Here is a 16,643-nt window from a genome sequence, read left to right as displayed (position 1 = left end):
AAATATTATTTTATTACATGATAAAAACCTCTATTAACGGTTCGCAAAGGTGCGGTTTTATTTTCGAAAAAGCCAATTTTGCTATTAAGAAGCCGTTATTTTAATATTGTTTTTATGATTTTTGGGCAGAGAAAACAAGCGATTTAGCCATTCTGCAAAAGGTCTTCAATTGTGCGTACTAAATTGTCAATACTAAAAGGTTTACCAATGATTGCATCTGCATCGCAGTCTATTTCGCTAATCTCATTATAACTGAGTCCGGTTATCATAATAATCGGGATATGACCAGTTACCAAGCTAGATTTCAAATCGTTACATATTAAACGTCCATCAATGTTTTCGAGTTTAATATCAAGTAATATAAGGTTGGGATTAAAATTTTCTACATATTCTGATATTAAATTAGCTTGAGGTAAGGCACTGACTATAAAACCCTTTTCTTCCAAATCCTCTTTTAAAAGGTTTAAAAAATTTAGATCATCGTCTACAATTAATATTTTGCCAGGCACAACAGCAGATTTCATTTTATGAAAAGAATAATACCAAGTTAGAATGTTTCAATTTCAATCAATAATAATAGCAAATATTTTGTTGACAATTATCAAATTTTTTACAGTATTTGAATTATTATTTTCTTTGTATTAAAACCATTTTAATTGTAATTAGTTTATCTTAAGTGAATTATTAACCAAATGCCTCTAAAATGTTTGCTGCTATGAGTAAAAATGATGATTTGCATGAAAAACTTAAAGCGTTAATTCTACAAGAAATTGGCTTAGTTGATTTAAAAACCGAGCCTTACAGACTTATATCAGAAAATATCTTTCTAAAAACTAAAAATTATATTTCTCAAAACACAGTAAAGCGATATTTTGAATTTGGAGGTTCAGATTTACTTTTTTCTTTTTTTGTTTTGGATAGCCTTGCTCAATACGTTGGTTACGAATGTTGGAGCGAATTCTACCAATCGGTTACTGCTTAAGTATCGATTCCATTCTAATCTTACAGGTTTAAGATGTTTCTTAGACGCAAATACAAGAACTAATGATTCGGCCAAGCTAAATTATCTCCATTTTAGCCTCATAATTAAAAGAAACTAACATTTGATTTTCTATATTTGCAGCCAATTGCTCCCGTAGTTCAATGGATAGAATTATGGTTTCCGGTACCATCGATATGAGTTCGAATCTCGTCGGGAGCACAAAAAGGAGATAACAAAATGTTGTCTCCTTTTTAGTCATTAAAGGTTTTTGATTTTAATATTTTTGAACGCAACGCCTTTGTTCCAATCCTGTAATGAAATTTGCCCGCTGGTTTGCTTTCCAAATTCAGGAAAATTACTGAAACTGGTTGCTGCAATAGCTTTTTTCCATTGCTCTGTGGTAAAATCCTGTTCTGCAGTTAGTACACCATTTAAGAAGAACTGTACTTTTCCATTTTGCTGACGGATTATTGAATGGTTCCATCCACCCGCAGCTACTATTGGCGGGGCATTAAGTTGTTTAGAAAAACCATATAAACACCCAGAACGTTTCAGTTCTTTAGCATAATCATAATGCTTACTATCCAATAACTGATATTCAGGGCCCGAAGCCCAGGCAGTTGGTATATCTTTTCGCTCTAACACATTAATGAACACGCCGCTATTTCCTTCTTTAGAAATTTTCCAGTCAAAGCGAAGTTCATAATTTTGAAACTTTTCATCAGTAACTAAATCTCCATGTGCCGCGGCTGTTCCTGGCACACACCTAAGCTCACCATTTATAGCCAGCCAGGCTGATGATATTTTTCCCTGATTATAAAGGTGCCAACCTTTCGTGCTCTTACCATCAAAAAGGAGTTTAAATCCTTCATTTTTTTCGTTTTCGCTTAAAAGATTGTTTGTAACCTTTTGGGCCGAGGCAGCAGTTGAAATGGAAGCCATTATAGCTACGCTGAGAATAAAGTTTTTTACCATTTGCCGTTACATTATTTTATAAATCTCGATTAATCTATCTGATGCAGAGATGATTTACTATATTATGCAAATATTCTAGCTATTGCAAAATAAATATTTGTAGGTGTGCTTTTGTTCCAAAATAATCTCTTCTAATAAAAGAGGTAGATGGCGATAAAATCCTTAATTAGATATTAAAAAATATCATAAATAATTACATTTACTTAATGATTAGCTTTTTGCTAATAAATCCCTATTAAATAAAATTTTTGAATGCGTAACCGCTTGGTACAGCAACGTTATATGTTGCTTAATATAGATGTTGTGGCCTTAAACTCTAAATGGAGTTATCAAGATATCATCAGCCCATATATTAGAATCTATTATATAAGTTCTGGAGAAGGAAAGCTTTATGATGCTTCCGGCAGCATTAAATTAGAAGAAGGCTACTTGTATATCATACCTAGCTATACGATGTGCAACATGTCTTGCGAGCTCTCATTAACCCAATATTACGTTCAGTTTTTTGACGATTCTGAAAGTGGAAATTCAATCTTGCAGAATATAAAATCAATATTAAAAGTACCGGCAACTAATTTAGATTTCTTACTTTTTCGGAGGCTTTTGGATATTAACCCTAACCGGGGTATAAATAAATCGTACGACCCCAGAAAGTACGAAAACGAGGTGTTTTATAATGATTGTCAGCAAATGAATGTTCGACAAAGCCCGGCAATTTTTCATGAAACCCAGGGGATTCTTGAGCAATTAAGCTCCAGGTTTTTGATGGAATCTCATCTTCGTAGTAATCAACCAACGCAATACTCCAGGGAAATGGGCGATACGGTAATCCACATCCTTAAGCATTTGGATACTAATCTTTCAGTTGCACAGTTGGCCGAGCGAATTGGTTTAAATGTTGATTATTTTTCTCGTCAATTTAGAAAGCAAACCGGAATACGCCCACTTAGTTTTATCAACCAGAAACGTATTGAAAGAGCACAATACTTAATGGCTACAACTGCTTTAAACTACACTCAGATTTCGCTCTTGCTTAAATTTGATAGCGTATCGCACTTTTCAAAAACCTTTAAAAAGATAACCGGGCTTTCGCCCGGAGTTTACAAGAAGCAAATATACATTTCGGGTTTTTCTAAAGATTGATGATGTAAAAAGACACTGATTAATAAAATCTACTTTAAATAAAAATGGCCACTAAATAGTGGCCATTTTTGTTATGCTAAATCGTTTAGAAATTACTTGTTGTAGTGGTATCCCACCATAATCTTGACGCGATATCATCTTTACCAGAAGTTAAAAAGGTTGAAGCTTCTGCTACTGCCGGCGCATTACCCGTTCTTTCAGCTGGAACAAACACTAATCGCTTAATCCATTGGTCTGAAGTAATGATACCCCAATCCGGACTGCTATCGTTTTTAGCAACATGCGGAATTTTAGGATAACCTGTTCTTCTAAAATCTACCCAAGCTTCCAATGTGTTGGTGAAAGTTGCTAAATACTTTTGAGTGATAATTTTCTCCAACTTTAATTCATTTGAATCACCTGCATTCCAGGCAACTGTAATGGTAGAAAGCGCAGTAAAATTATTTCTCGCATCTTTAGGGTCGATGTAATTAATAGGCTTGCTTGTTGCATCTGCTAAATAAGCATCTACACCAGCAGCGCCCCAATCTGAGAACGATAAACGTACACCATTCTCGTAGTTAGTTTTAGCGTCGCCTGCGTTAGCCCAACCACGTAATGCTGCCTCAGCTTTTAAGAATGCAATCTCAGCAGCTGTAAAACCTCTTCTGTTTTGCACTGATTTAAAATCGGTACTTACAGTTGAATAAGAAATTCTATCATCTTTAGAATTGATAAATGCACCGCTACGGATACCTTTATATTTGTAAGTTGGGTGGTCAGTAACTAAAGATGCATCAGTCACTTCACTGAAATATTTCGCCATACGACCATCTTTTAAACCAACCATAAACGACTCCATGGTTGCACCCATACGTGTATCGCCCCAATCAAAACTAATCATCGAAACTGGCATTACGTTTCCATTTAAAGGAATTAAGAAGTTTTCAGAATTGGCAGATATTAAGCCAGCTGGGTCTGCCAAAGCTTTTTCACCTTGTGCTTTAGCAATTGTTGGGCTTACTTTAACCAAACGCATCGCTAAACGTAAACGAACAGAGTTGATAAGTTTTAACCATGCAGCCATGTTCCCTTTATAACTAGGATCGAATTTTGTAAAACCGGTATAGTTTGGACTTGCTTTAAAGTTGGCTTCAATTTGATCTAATTGCGTAAACATGCTGGTGTACAAATCAGATTCTTTATCGTATTTAATTGTACCTAAACCTGCAGTTCCGTAGTTTGAATAGATTACCGGACCGTGTATAGCCGTTAATTTAGAAATGGCAAGGATTCTAACAAATTTTGCCCAATCGCCAAAAAGTGGTAGGTTTTTTTGTTGAGCCAACTCGATTACCTGTTTCGATGGCGACATTACGCTTCCGTAAACACGGTTCCAATACGCATCAATCCAACGTAAGTAATATGTGGTATTATTAATACCACCAACATATGGTGTAGGTGCGCCCATATAGCCCATCCAGTTATCATAACACAAATCTTCCTCAATTTGATGCCCCATAAGGTTAAACAACATTACCGAGAAAGAAGAACCAACCAAGTTGAAATCTTGCTCTAATAATTGATCAGTTATCTGATTAGGATTGGTATTTATTTCTTCGAAATTTTTGGTGCAGGAGTTAAACAAAACCATGGCAAGCACCACTAAATATATTTTTTTCATCATTTAAAATATTAAAAGTTCAACTTTAAGTTAAAACCGTAAGAACGGGTTGCAGGTACTGCAAAAACATCATTTGCCTGATTGCTGTTGCTGGTACTCATTGCTTGCTCCGGATCGAACGGTGCTTTTTTGTAGAAGAAGAACAAGTTACGGCCAACTAATGAAACCGATGCCGATTTAAATGTTGAACCCTTGATTGGAATGTTGTAAGCCAATGAAACCTGAGCCAAACGAACATTAGTTCTAGAGAAAACGTAAGGCTCCATAATTCCATTTCTATCACCAATTACGCTGTAGTAAACTTCTGGGTCGATTGATGTAACCGCAGTAGTACCTTGAATAGCATTAATTGGCATAGTTGCTCCAGCATCACGAATCTCACCTGTTCTTTTACTAACGCCATAAGCATCTAAAAAAGCTTCTGTTTTAGAGAAAGCCACACCACCAAATTTAGCAGTTACTAAAGCACTTAAGCTAAAATCTTTATAAGTAAAAGTGTTGTTCCAACCAGTAATAAAATTCGGGTTCAAATTACCTACATATTCTTGATTAGCAGTTCTTGTTGGCTTACCATCAGCATCTAAAATGATTTGACCAGCCGAATTACGGGCAAGTTTGTAGATGTATAAATCATTGAATGAACCGCCAGATTTAATAATCGAGTTAAATCCTTCATCATTACTACCCACTTGGTATTCAGGATTCTCTGCAATAAGTTCTACAATTTTATTTCTGTTTTGTGATAAGTTTAAAGTAGTGTTCCATTTAAAGTTATCATTTTTTATTGGGTCGCCACCAAGCGTTAACTCAAAACCTTGGTTGGCAACTTTACCAGCATTAACATAATAGAAAGTATAGCCAGAACCCGATGGTGCTGTAAGAGATAAGAATTGATTTGTGCTTGAATTTTTGTAGTAAGTGAAATCTAGATTTAATCTGTCATTAAAAAAGCGTGATTCCAAACCAATCTCATTACTGATTATCTTTTCTGGTACTAAGGTTGCAAATGGCGTTTGTGTATTTCTGTTAATACCACCAATACCATCCGGACCACCAGCACCACCAATTGTATTACCTGGACTAACAATATTGTAAGGTACTTCGTTACCAACTCTTGATGTTGATGCCCTTAATTTTAAAAAGCTAATGGCTTCTGGCATTTTAACCATTTGACTGATAATAGCCGATAAACCTGCTGAGTAATAGAAATAAGAATCGTTTCCTGTGGTTGCTAATGTAGATGCATAATCATTACGACCAGCTAAATCTAAATAAAGCATTTCTTTAAAGCCTAATGAAGCATTTGCAAACAAACCTTGTTTTTGTACGCGGCTAAAAGTTTGGTTTACACTAACATTATATGGAAGATTTGCAAAACTGAAAAAGTTTGGATATTGAAGCGGTACAGTACCGTTGTTAAATGTTAATCCGTCGTTAAAGGTATAATCCTGAATAGTTGCTCCTAAAACACTGTTTAAACTGAATTTCCCAAAAGTATTATCATAATTTAAAATCGCATCACCATATAACGCTTTATCGTTATATTTTGTGTAATTCCAGGTTCCGTTTGTACTTACACTTACTGAGTTACCTCCGGCAGCGTAACGGTAATCTAATACGCGGTCGTTATAATCAATATTTCCCCTTACGTCAAATCTAAAGTGAGGTAAAAATGAATACGATGCTTTGGCTGTAGCAATTACCCTGTTGCTTGTTGTAAGTTTTGGGTCGTTGTACAATTCCCAGTATGGGTTGTTTTGTTTTTCTTCTGTAGAAAACCAGTTTTGTCTGAATAAATTTCTGGTCGCATCAAAAATTTGATAATTCGTTTTATAATTTTCAAAATCACGCTCGCGAGCAAACAAATATAAGCCTGTAATTGGGTTATTATAGTAACCTGCGCCCGGACGATTTTTAGAAGTTTCGTGTGAAAACCTAACATTTCCGCTTAAAATAAGCTTATCATCAAATAACTTTGTTTCCTGACTTAAAGTAACATTATGTTTATTATAAGAACTGGTTGGTACAACACCGCTAGCATAATTATTTCCATATGAAAAATAATTTGTTGTTTTTTCATTACCTCCTGAAACAGATATGGTATTAATTGTATTTACCCCAGTTTGGAAGAAATCTTCGATGTAACCGCTTTGATAGTTACCTCTAACTTTCGACCAGCTTCTGTCGTTCCCGGCTACTGCACCATAATTGTATTGAAATTCTGGCAATGTAGCTACCGTGCTAAAGTTTGTAGTTGAGTTTAAGGCGATGTTAATTTTACCAGCCTGACCTTTTTTGGTGTTAATTAAGATAACACCATTGGCACCTTGGCTACCATATAAAATAGCACCATTCGCACCTCTTAAAACGGTTACTGATTCAAAATCATCCTGATTTAATGCAGATAATCCATCACCACCATCAGTTCCACCGTACGAGCCTGGTTGTCCGCCTTTATTGTTAACTACAGGCACACCGTCAATCACGAATAATGCTTCACTGCTACCTGCAATAGATTTAGAACCCCTTAACACAGTTTTCGTTGAACCACCTACACCAGAGTTACTAATCCCAATATCGATACCGGCAGCTTTACCACTCAAAGCCTCCATAAAGTTTGGCGCACCAGCTTTTGTTAACTCTACTGCACTTAGTTGTTGGGCAGCAAAGGTTAAAGCTTTTTTCTCACGTTTAACACCTAATGCAGTTACTACAACTTCCGATAGATTTGCGCTACCATTATCTTTAAGCTTTATTGTAACATTAGTTAAATTACTAATATTTACTTCTTGAGGTACCATCCCGATGTATGAAATTACAAGTACACTTGCATTATCAGGAACATTTAATGAAAACTTACCATCGGCATCGGTAACCGTTTTAACGTTTGTACCTTTTACAACAACGGTTGCACCTGGAAGTGGCGCCCCGCTTTCATCGGTAACAACACCTGTAATAGGCTTGAAAACTTTCCTACTTGCGGTATAAGGATTATTTTCAATTTTGAAGGGTGATAAAGAAAGATTAATGCTTTCAACGCCAGTTGCCTTTGCGGTACTCTGCAGGCTCAATAGCGCAGCACCGAGTATTGCAAATCGGAGAAAGCCTTTAGTCGCGACAGGGAATCTTTTTTCACTGTCTGTAAAGTTGGGATGGATTTTCCTCAGTTTCATATTAATTAAGTTTAGTTGTTGTAATGTTGTATTCGATATTCAATTATGTTAGCGATTAAAATTTAATATTAGTAAAACGTTTTACCTACAGCCAGAAGTTACCGAACGCGGGTTTTCCATATATTTTTTATTGTAAATAAATTGATTTCAATAATTGTGATTTTTTGGAACTAGACATTCTGTTAAGGGAAAATAGATATTTGGGTTCACCAGCATTTATACTGAATTAGATTTTTTAAGGATACAGCCAATAAGTCCATAAAAATCCATAGATAGGTAATTTGATGGAGTAGAATAATAACCGAAATTGCACATGCCTTTTATTATCAAATTAAAATATTTGGTCCATTAACTGTAACGGCTAAACAGAAATTGAAGGTGGTCAAGAAGTTTCGAGCACATTATGATATTTGAATTTTTTATAAATATCACAACATCCCTGTTACAAACATTAACTTCCCTTTCAACCTGCTAATTTTTCAGCCTGAATTACATATTATAATTGGTGAATCAAACATATCTCAAAATAATTAACGGCATTTGTATATAAACGTTCATTTTTTGTACAAATCCGACTATATCAAACCTAACTTATAGCATTTAGGAATATTATATACTTGAAATATGCTTTAATACAGAACAATACCTTCCAGATTTGCGGCTTTTTGAATTCCCCTTCATCTTAAAAATCCCTGAACCAACATAACAAACCTCCTAACTCGAGCAAAATATTCCAGTTAGATTTTAATTCCAATCATCAGTTAGGATAGTTAATTGATGAAGCATAGATGAAGTAGGGATCAAGTATAGATAGAGTACTATAATAGTACTAAACTGTAATTCTACTTTCTTTAAATTATAATTTTATTTTACATTTCGATTTACAAATGTCAATACCTTAAATAGCCAAAGCCAAATATTTTTTAAAACCATTGATTAAAAAAATGGTTGTATGGTTAACAACAAAAAAATATACTATGAAAAAATTAATGTACGCAATGGCAATTCCTGTCATTGCATTGAGCATGCAGGCTTGTAGTGGAAACAAAGATTCTAAAGATACAGCCGATAGTTTAAATATGGCGAAAGACACTACAACCAATGTTGCTGAAACGGGTGGTATTGCTGTGCCTGAAGGCGACTCTAAATTTGCTACAACAGCTGCCGTTGGTGGTATGGCTGAAGTAGATTTAGGTAAAATGGCGCTCGAAAAAAGCTCCAATGCACAAGTTAAAGAGTTTGCAACCATGATGGTGGCTGACCACGGCAAGGGAAACACCGAATTAATGTCTATCGCTGCAATGAAAAACATTACACTGCCAACAACAGTTGATGCGGACCACCAGACAAAAATGGATGATTTAAGCAAAAAAACTGGCGCTGAGTTTGACAAGGCTTATGTAAATGCGATGGTTGACGGACATAAATCTACCCTTGATTTGATGGAAAAAGAAGCTAAGGACGGTGAAGATGCAGATCTGAAAGCATTTGCAGCGAAAACAGCTCCGGTTGTTAAAGCGCATTTGGATAAAATCGAAATGATAAAAAAATCAATGAAATAACCTTGCGCTTAAGCTAGGAAACAAAAAACCCGGCCTATGGTCGGGTTTTTTGTTAGAATAAATTAATGTTCTTTAACTACTTCCAAATTGATTTTGCCGAGTAAACTTGCAAATCTTTCACTTCAATATTGTTTCCAAAGAAGTTGAAGCCATCTTTATTTTTCGAGTCTAATTTTCTTTCCATAGAGTAAGAATAAGCACCGCCGTCAATAAATACCTCTACCGATGTTTTATCAATAAAGATATCTGCTGATATTTCCATGCTGGTCATATCCTGCGGAGAATAAAAAACACCATTTACCAGGTTATAATTCATATCATAATCTAAAATCCTTTGTCCGTTTAAACTGATTCCTGCACTTATTGCATGCGAAAGTTTAATCTTCGTTTTAATTCTTAAGGTATTTGTGTTGTTAAGGGCTTTTAGCTTTTCGGTAGCCTCCTTGGCATTGATGTTTGTATAGCTATCCTTAATTTCAAATAATTGTTCGGTTTCTTTCACTGGATTACTAAAAAGCCTTAAACCATCCTTTGTAGTTTTTAAAGTCAGTTCAGTTGGCATTAGCATCAATCCATTAAATGGCATCCCTTTATGACTTATTCTCCCCCATCCAATCTGGATTCTTCTTCCATCAGTTTCTGGAATATTGCTAAAGGTTTGGGCGGCATAAATACTTCCGGTAACATAATAATGTTTCCCACTTTCTGGTGTAAACTTTTTACCATCAAAAGTTCCAATCATATAAGTATTTGATGCGCCATACATCACCCATTTTGTTTTATTCTTATCGCCATCTATTGGCAATTCAAATAAATCGGGGCATTCCCAAAAACCAGTTGTGTGACTTTCAAAAGTCCAGTCTTTTAAATTTGCTGAGTTGTAAATAGAATGGCCATCACGTTCGTTTAAAACCATAACCCAGTGTTTTCCGGGTTTATACCAAAATAACCTTGGGTCGCGGGTATCAACGCTGTTCCATTTTGCTTTAGAATCGATAACTGGATTTTTAGTGTATTTCGTCCAGGTTCTGCCTTTATCCAAACTGTAGGCAATACATTGCGTCTGCTTATCGGGTGTAAATGCTGTGTATGCAGCAACCATTGCAGGAGTTTTGCCCTTATTAAAACCTGCCGTATTATCGTAATCAATAACTGTCGAACCAGAAAACATAGTTCCATGTTCGTCAGGTAATAATGCGGTTGGCAATTCTTCCCAATGCATCATATCTTTACTAACTGCGTGGCCCCACGACATGTTTTCCCATTCTCTTTCGTAAGGGTTATGTTGATAAAAGAGGTGGTACTCTCCTTCATAGAAAATCATCCCATTTGGGTCATTTATCCAACCACGTTTGGTGGTAAAATGGAACTGGGGTCGGTTCTCTTCTTTATAAATTGAATCTAGCCCTTCAATTTCATTAGCTTGGTAGATATTTTTTAAGCCACTCGCATCGCCCTCATATTTTATTTTGATGGTTTTACCTTTCAATACAGCCACATCGCAAAACACCCAATAATCAGGCGTTGAATTTGCCAGGCGGATAGCAAAATTTCTTTCGGGTTTACCATCAATCTCAAAGGTCATTTTCTTTCTGTCTTGCATGTGCGAAATAGGCAGGTTTAAGAATCGCTTGTTTACTTTAATGGAAATATCTTGTGCATCAACCACATTTAAAAAACATAGTAATAGGATGCAGATACCTGTAAATTTTCTTTGCGTAGTAGCTTTTAACATAGGGCTTTTGTTTAAGCTAAAATATCTGTTTTTTCCTTTTAAAAAAAACTGCAAGAGAAAAACTCGATAATAATTTCTACTAATAATTAACGTACCGTTCTTCAAAACGGCCATCAGCATATAAATCTATTAAGCCGTATCCTGGTGCGGTTTCCCTCCTATTTCCATTCCACCAAGCGCCAGAAACTGCGCCATTGCACAGGTAAGTCACATTGTTGTAAACTACTTTATCCCGCATATGCAAATGACCACTCAACGCCAATTTTACGTTTGGATATTTATAAAATAGATTGATGATTTTTGCAGTATCGGTGTGCATATCTCCACCAAGCATGGTCCATTTATTTACAATGTTATCTTCAATCATTAATAAAGCCGTAAGAATCGGAATGTGCGACATTACCAAAATCGGTGTGTTTGGATTGGTCGACTTCAGCTCTTGCTCCAGCCAGGCAAATTGAACATCACCAAGTTTACCGATATACCAGGTATTATCAATATCCAAATGCGTGCTATCCAAAACAATAAACTTCCACCCGTTTTTATTGAAGCTGTAGTAAGGCTTACTAAGCTCCAGCTGATTCATGGCATACTTTTTACCATAAAATGCATCGCCTTTACTATCTTCATTCCACCAAATATCATGGTTTCCTAAAGCATAATGGATTGGTAATGAACACTCATTTTTCATGATGTTGTGTTGTAATTTCCACTGCGCATCGATATCTGATAACTTTTCTTTATTCATATCGAACACCACATCTCCCCCATTTAAAATAAAATCTACCTTCGGAGATTGTTCTTGAACATGATGAAGGCATTTTACAAATTTTGTCGGTGCACCTAAATCATTTTTTAAATGTACATCGGTTATATGTGCTATGCGTAAAACAGGTTTATCATCAGCAATGAAACCAAGATTAACTGTAGGCAGCAACATTAAACCGCCCAAACTTTTTAAAACAGATCTTCTTTCCATATTCTATTTAGATTTTGATGCAGCCAGTGCGCTTAGTATTTTAATAAAAATTTCATTATTTGGATAAATGCCTCTAAACTTATCAGATTGTGGACCATAAGCGAAAACCGGAACCATAATATTTGTATGATCATCGGTACTAAAATGGCCGGTAATTTTCCCTGTTGCTGCATCTGCATCTAATAGCGTAAGTCCGCCAGTTTCATGGTCTGCAGTAATAATTACCAATGTTTCCCCATCTTTATCAGCAAAGCGTAAAGCAGCTTCAATGGTTTTATCAAAATCATGCATTTCGGTAACTACTATGGGCAAATCATTTGAATGTCCACCATGATCGATTTGCGCACCTTCGGCCATAATAAAAAAACCTTTTTTATTATGAGATAACAATTTGGCAGTTTTCAAAAGCGATTGCTTTAAAACATCATCTCTGCCTTTTATCACTGGTTTAACATCTTCGTTAGATAATAAAACAAGTTGTTTACCTTCATTTTGCTTAGAAAAGTCAGCTAAATTTTCGCTTAAATTAAAACCATTTACCTTTAGCTTTTGCATCAGTTGCCCATCTTTATTCCCTATAAATACATTTCGGTTTGAACCAATAAGGATTTCGGCTTTTGAGGTTACTAAATCGGCAGCAATTTCGTTATTCATGCTACGTTCAATTTGGTGTGCATAAAATGAAGCAGGCGTCGCATCGGTAATATCGCCAACGCTTATTAAACCGCTTTTGATACCGAAAACGGCCAAAGTGTCTACCAGATTTGTTCGCTTTTTACCATCGGTGCCAACACCGATGTATCGATTATTTGTTTTCTCTCCAGTTGCCATTGCGGTTGCACCAGCAGCAGAATCTGTATTACCCGAGTTCGCAGCCGAAGTTTGCGAAAAACCTATATTGCGAATGCGGCTAATGTTCAAATCGCCATGATTGGCAATTAAACCCGCATGAATTTGAGCAAGTCCCATTCCATCACCAATAAGCAGAATTACATTTTTAACCTTTTTCGGTTGTCCATCAACTTTATATTCGGGCGTGTAAACCGGATGAGGATTTGGATTTGTATAAGTTAGTTTATCCTGATGAAGATAAAAATCGGACAACGCCGTTGGGTTATCCGTATTTATCCAGTCGGCACCCAAACGCTCTAAAACTATCCAAGTATTCTGACTATCAACCGTTGCCCAAAATCTAAATGGTTTACCCAATTTATGCGCATCATCAATCGCCTTTTTTAGTTTAGCATAATCAGTCGGTGTTGGTACACCTTTACCATTCCAAACAGAATACTTTTTTATATCCTGACTAATCATTGCAACTCTTTTAAGTTCGCTTTCAGAATATTGAGTTTCAGGTCTGCCATCAAAAAAAATATAATCAGGCCAATTTTTAAAATCTACCAGCTGTGGCATATTTCCGCTGATTACAATTTTAATTGCATTTGGATTTGAACTCGAATTAAAAACATCATCAAATGCCTTTAATTCAGAAATAAGTTTTTTAAGAACGTTAACATGATCTTCCTTAATGTCGACAACCAGTTGCAGTCTTTTAAGGCTGTCTTTAAAAGCATGGTTTTTATTTTCTTTATAAAAAACAGCTAAAGGCGATAAGTATAAATCCTTTAATGTTCTGCCTGTTTTGATTTCTTTGGCTTCGTGAGCAACATACAACTCACCTTCCTTCAAAAAAACATCTGCTTCGATAGAATTCATCCCAGCATAATAAGCTGTTAAAAGTGGTACATTTTGATGGTAGTCATTATGACTGTGCCCTTGGGTTTTAGCATTTTGGGCAAAGGCTGAAACTGATATAAATAGTAAAAGCGCAAGGCTCGAAAGATTTATTTTCATGGATGATTTGATAAATTTCCCAAAACTAAGAACGTAATGTTTTCTTAATATTAACGATTTACTTTTTATTTAGCACTCAAAAAAAAAACCACCAATCTAAATTTAGATGGTGGTTTTTTATAGTTTTGGATTCATTGTTCTTGCTAGAAAACCAAATTGCCTTTCGATACGAGCGATTTAACAGGCGAAATCCGTGAAACAGCTTCAGCCGAGCAACTCGAATCAATTAATACAAAATCTGCCTTATCACCTTGCTCTGGACAAACTTGCTTTCCATTATCATCTAAAGGAAGAATATTCCCGGTAGCCAATTTCAAAATTCTCGATAAATCAAATTCTGTTCTGTAGCCGTAAATTTGAGCAGCTAAATTTGCCTTTTGTAAAATACTTCCAGTGCCAAAAGTACTCCAATGGTCAACAATGCAATCATTACCCGCAACAACTTCTACCCCATATTTATACAGTGTTGGAATTGGCATTGGCGTACCCGAAAGTGGGATTGTTGAAGCAATACCGATTTTTGCTGCGCCAAGTTTTTCTGCCATTTGCTCGGTTTTATTTTTATCAAGATAGCGAAGTGCAAAAGCATGACTTACATAGGTTTTGCCTTTTAAAACCGGGTTTTCATTCACTTTATCAATCAAATATTCAATTGTTTTCACGCCCGATTCGCCCGACTCGTGAAGGTGAATATCAATACCTTTTCCGTTATCCAAGGCAAGCTGAATGATATAATCCATGTGCTTTTCAATTCCTCCGTCGATAGATGTAGGGTCAAGTCCACCGATAAAATCAATATCCATTTTTGCGGCTTCTTTTAATAACTCGTCAGATTTTGTGTAGTAAATGCCATGTTGAGGAAATGCAACGATTTCTGCTCCAAATGATGATTTTTTATGCTCTAGCGCTTTCTGAAGATTCTTTAATGAATTAAGTTCTGATGTGGGTTCAATATTTACGTGAGACCTGGCAAAACCAGTTCCGTAAGATTGTAGCAACTCAATCAGTTTTTCAGTTCTTTTTGTTGATGTTTTTAAAAGTTCGGGAATTACCTGTTGCTCAAAAGCAATCATATCCTTAACACTTTTATTTTTCTTTAAATGCGCTTGCCACGGCAATCCATAGTAAGTTTTATCCAAGTGGATGTGCATATCTCTGAAAGATGGCAGCATCAAAAAACCTTTAGCATCTATCGCATTAGCTTTAGGATTATTTGGAGATACATTTTTAATTTTACCACCATCTAACTCAACCGTAAAAAGCGAGGTTTTTGTTTTGATTACCTCATCTCCATCATATTCAAAACCGGTTTCAAGTAGTACATTCTTAAAAATCAGATTTTTGTCCATGGGTACAAAACTATCGTTTTCATGTGCTTTAACATTTTCTGTTGATAACAGATAAGAACCTGCCAGTAAAAGAGATGAGTTGCGAATAAAGTGTTTTCTTGAAATATTTTGTGATATCATAACTTAAATTGAACAATACAAAAGTATATTTCTAACGGTTAAACCTACAGTAGAATTCATCTTAAAAATTGTACGATTTATAACAAAAACCTTATTAATAGCAATTCTATCCAAAAAATTCAGCATTAAACCAGTCCAATTTTATAACTTTCCCCTAAACTTATTAGGTGTAACACCGGTATACTTTTTAAAGAATTTAGAAAAATATGGCACATCAAAAAAGCTTAGTTCAAAAGCAATAGACTTTATTGGCTTTTCTGTTGTAAGTAGCATTCTTTTCATCTCCAGAATCAATCTTTCATGTATAAGCGATGTAGCTGAAGCATTTAGGTTTCTTTTGCAGAGGATGTTTAAATAATTTGCGGAAATATTTAACTGTTCTGCATAAAATGAAACTAATTTTTCTGTTTTAAAATGCGCTTCAATTAAAGATAGATACTTCACTAAAATCGGGTTAGTTTTAAAAATAGTTGTATCATCGAATAATGTTTCAGCTTGCTGACTAATCATTAAAGCAATAAGTTTTATCCTGGCTTCAATTATTTCCCAAATTATATTGCCCTCAGCCAGTATTGCTTCTACTTGTTTAAATTCATACAGCATCTTTTTAAAGGTAGTTTCGCTTAAATTAATTACCGGATGGTTTTGATATAGTATGATTGAAAATCTTAAGGAGCTTGCCAATGTTTCAAATATGCCCTTACTCATCATAATCTGCTGAGCCCGTGTATTCGGTTTCAAATCCCATTTATGAATTTGCTCAGGAAAAAGCATATGCAGTTGAAACGGAGCAACTTGGTGTTCTGTAAAATCAATAGTATGCGTTCCATTACCATTCTCGAAAAGCATAAATAAGAAAAAATCATGCTTGTGGGGCTTTTCAATAAAACGTTCGCCAACAATTTCGTGGTACAATAAATCGCTTCCTGAATCTTGCTTTTGCCAAAACTCACTCAAATCAAGCGTAGGAAAATGCCCTTTATCATCCATAAACGAAAATTAATGTTTTTCTATGAATTACAATTCTTTAATCATCATTATAAAAATACAGTAATCTAACTGCAACCATCATCATAACCAATCAGCTTTTAAAAAACAAATTGTTATT

At 35.3% G+C, this 16,643-nt stretch carries 12 protein-coding genes and 1 tRNA gene; 4 read left to right on the top strand and 9 right to left on the bottom strand.

The annotated features are described in order from the left end of the window. Positions 1-143: 143 nt before the first annotated feature. Positions 144-524, bottom strand: a complete 381-nt coding sequence (locus R2Q16_RS08820; protein ID WP_316736509.1) for a two-component system response regulator — start codon at positions 522-524, stop codon at positions 144-146. Between the two features lie 191 nt (positions 525-715). On the opposite strand from R2Q16_RS08820, the gene R2Q16_RS08815 reads away from it, so the two are divergent. Beyond that, positions 716-982, top strand: coding sequence for a hypothetical protein (locus R2Q16_RS08815; RefSeq protein WP_316736508.1), 267 nt, complete (start codon positions 716-718; stop codon positions 980-982). A gap of 147 nt (positions 983-1,129) precedes the next feature. Further along, positions 1,130-1,201 (top strand) — tRNA-Arg (locus tag R2Q16_RS08810). A 39-nt stretch (positions 1,202-1,240) separates the two neighbouring features. Here the strand turns inward: R2Q16_RS08810 and R2Q16_RS08805 are convergent. Continuing rightward, positions 1,241-1,957, bottom strand: a complete 717-nt coding sequence (locus R2Q16_RS08805; RefSeq protein WP_316736507.1) for a DUF1080 domain-containing protein — start codon at positions 1,955-1,957, stop codon at positions 1,241-1,243. Positions 1,958-2,209: 252 nt separating this feature from the next. Between R2Q16_RS08805 and R2Q16_RS08800 the strand changes: the two genes are divergently transcribed. Then, complete coding sequence (locus R2Q16_RS08800) at positions 2,210-3,100, top strand: AraC family transcriptional regulator (protein WP_316736505.1); 891 nt, start codon at positions 2,210-2,212, stop codon at positions 3,098-3,100. An 85-nt stretch (positions 3,101-3,185) separates the two neighbouring features. On the opposite strand, the gene R2Q16_RS08795 is transcribed toward R2Q16_RS08800, so the two are convergent. Together R2Q16_RS08795 and R2Q16_RS08790 are read right to left on the bottom strand one after the other, a co-directional pair. After that, complete coding sequence (locus R2Q16_RS08795) at positions 3,186-4,766, bottom strand: SusD/RagB family nutrient-binding outer membrane lipoprotein (protein ID WP_316736504.1); 1,581 nt, start codon at positions 4,764-4,766, stop codon at positions 3,186-3,188. Between the two features lie 8 nt (positions 4,767-4,774). Continuing rightward, positions 4,775-7,936 (bottom strand): SusC/RagA family TonB-linked outer membrane protein, encoded by a 3,162-nt coding sequence (locus R2Q16_RS08790; protein WP_316736503.1) that lies wholly within the window; start codon positions 7,934-7,936, stop codon positions 4,775-4,777. Positions 7,937-8,913: 977 nt separating this feature from the next. On the opposite strand from R2Q16_RS08790, the gene R2Q16_RS08785 reads away from it, so the two are divergent. Further along, positions 8,914-9,498, top strand: a complete 585-nt coding sequence (locus tag R2Q16_RS08785) for a DUF4142 domain-containing protein (RefSeq protein ID WP_316736502.1) — start codon at positions 8,914-8,916, stop codon at positions 9,496-9,498. Between the two features lie 76 nt (positions 9,499-9,574). On the opposite strand, the gene R2Q16_RS08780 is transcribed toward R2Q16_RS08785, so the two are convergent. The 5 genes from R2Q16_RS08780 to R2Q16_RS08760 form a co-directional block, all read right to left on the bottom strand. Continuing rightward, positions 9,575-11,233, bottom strand: a complete 1,659-nt coding sequence (locus R2Q16_RS08780) for a glycoside hydrolase family 32 protein (RefSeq protein ID WP_316736500.1) — start codon at positions 11,231-11,233, stop codon at positions 9,575-9,577. 79 nt (positions 11,234-11,312) lie between these two features. Then, positions 11,313-12,212 carry a metallophosphoesterase family protein gene (locus R2Q16_RS08775; protein WP_316736499.1) on the bottom strand — a complete coding sequence of 300 codons (900 nt, stop codon included), beginning with the start codon at positions 12,210-12,212 and terminating at the stop codon, positions 11,313-11,315. Positions 12,213-12,215: 3 nt separating this feature from the next. Beyond that, on the bottom strand, positions 12,216-14,066 hold the full coding sequence (locus R2Q16_RS08770; protein ID WP_316736498.1) for an alkaline phosphatase: 1,851 nt from the start codon (positions 14,064-14,066) through the stop codon (positions 12,216-12,218). Between the two features lie 143 nt (positions 14,067-14,209). After that, the gene (locus R2Q16_RS08765) at positions 14,210-15,535 is read right to left on the bottom strand and encodes an amidohydrolase (protein WP_316736497.1); all 1,326 of its coding nucleotides are present in this window, start codon (positions 15,533-15,535) and stop codon (positions 14,210-14,212) included. A gap of 141 nt (positions 15,536-15,676) precedes the next feature. Next, positions 15,677-16,525 (bottom strand): helix-turn-helix transcriptional regulator, encoded by an 849-nt coding sequence (locus tag R2Q16_RS08760; protein WP_316736496.1) that lies wholly within the window; start codon positions 16,523-16,525, stop codon positions 15,677-15,679. Between the last annotated feature and the right edge of the window lie 118 nt (positions 16,526-16,643).

Source organism: Pedobacter aquatilis (assembly GCF_032678425.1).
Lineage (GTDB): Bacteria > Bacteroidota > Bacteroidia > Sphingobacteriales > Sphingobacteriaceae > Pedobacter > Pedobacter aquatilis_B.
The sequence above is the reverse complement of the archived record's forward strand: the minus strand, read 5'-3'. Positions and strand labels throughout refer to the sequence as shown.

Excerpts from the sequence above, each read along its gene's own strand:
- R2Q16_RS08820 (WP_316736509.1), bottom strand. The coding sequence starts at position 524 with ATGAAATCTGCTGTTGTGCCTGGCAAAATATTAATTGTAGACGATGAT.
- R2Q16_RS08815 (WP_316736508.1), top strand. The coding sequence starts at position 716 with ATGAGTAAAAATGATGATTTGCATGAAAAACTTAAAGCGTTAATTCTA.
- R2Q16_RS08805 (WP_316736507.1), bottom strand. The coding sequence starts at position 1,957 with ATGGTAAAAAACTTTATTCTCAGCGTAGCTATAATGGCTTCCATTTCA.
- R2Q16_RS08800 (WP_316736505.1), top strand. The coding sequence starts at position 2,210 with ATGCGTAACCGCTTGGTACAGCAACGTTATATGTTGCTTAATATAGAT.
- R2Q16_RS08795 (WP_316736504.1), bottom strand. The coding sequence starts at position 4,766 with ATGATGAAAAAAATATATTTAGTGGTGCTTGCCATGGTTTTGTTTAAC.
- R2Q16_RS08790 (WP_316736503.1), bottom strand. The coding sequence starts at position 7,936 with ATGAAACTGAGGAAAATCCATCCCAACTTTACAGACAGTGAAAAAAGA.
- R2Q16_RS08785 (WP_316736502.1), top strand. The coding sequence starts at position 8,914 with ATGAAAAAATTAATGTACGCAATGGCAATTCCTGTCATTGCATTGAGC.
- R2Q16_RS08780 (WP_316736500.1), bottom strand. The coding sequence starts at position 11,233 with ATGTTAAAAGCTACTACGCAAAGAAAATTTACAGGTATCTGCATCCTA.
- R2Q16_RS08775 (WP_316736499.1), bottom strand. The coding sequence starts at position 12,212 with ATGGAAAGAAGATCTGTTTTAAAAAGTTTGGGCGGTTTAATGTTGCTG.
- R2Q16_RS08770 (WP_316736498.1), bottom strand. The coding sequence starts at position 14,066 with ATGAAAATAAATCTTTCGAGCCTTGCGCTTTTACTATTTATATCAGTT.
- R2Q16_RS08765 (WP_316736497.1), bottom strand. The coding sequence starts at position 15,535 with ATGATATCACAAAATATTTCAAGAAAACACTTTATTCGCAACTCATCT.
- R2Q16_RS08760 (WP_316736496.1), bottom strand. The coding sequence starts at position 16,525 with ATGGATGATAAAGGGCATTTTCCTACGCTTGATTTGAGTGAGTTTTGG.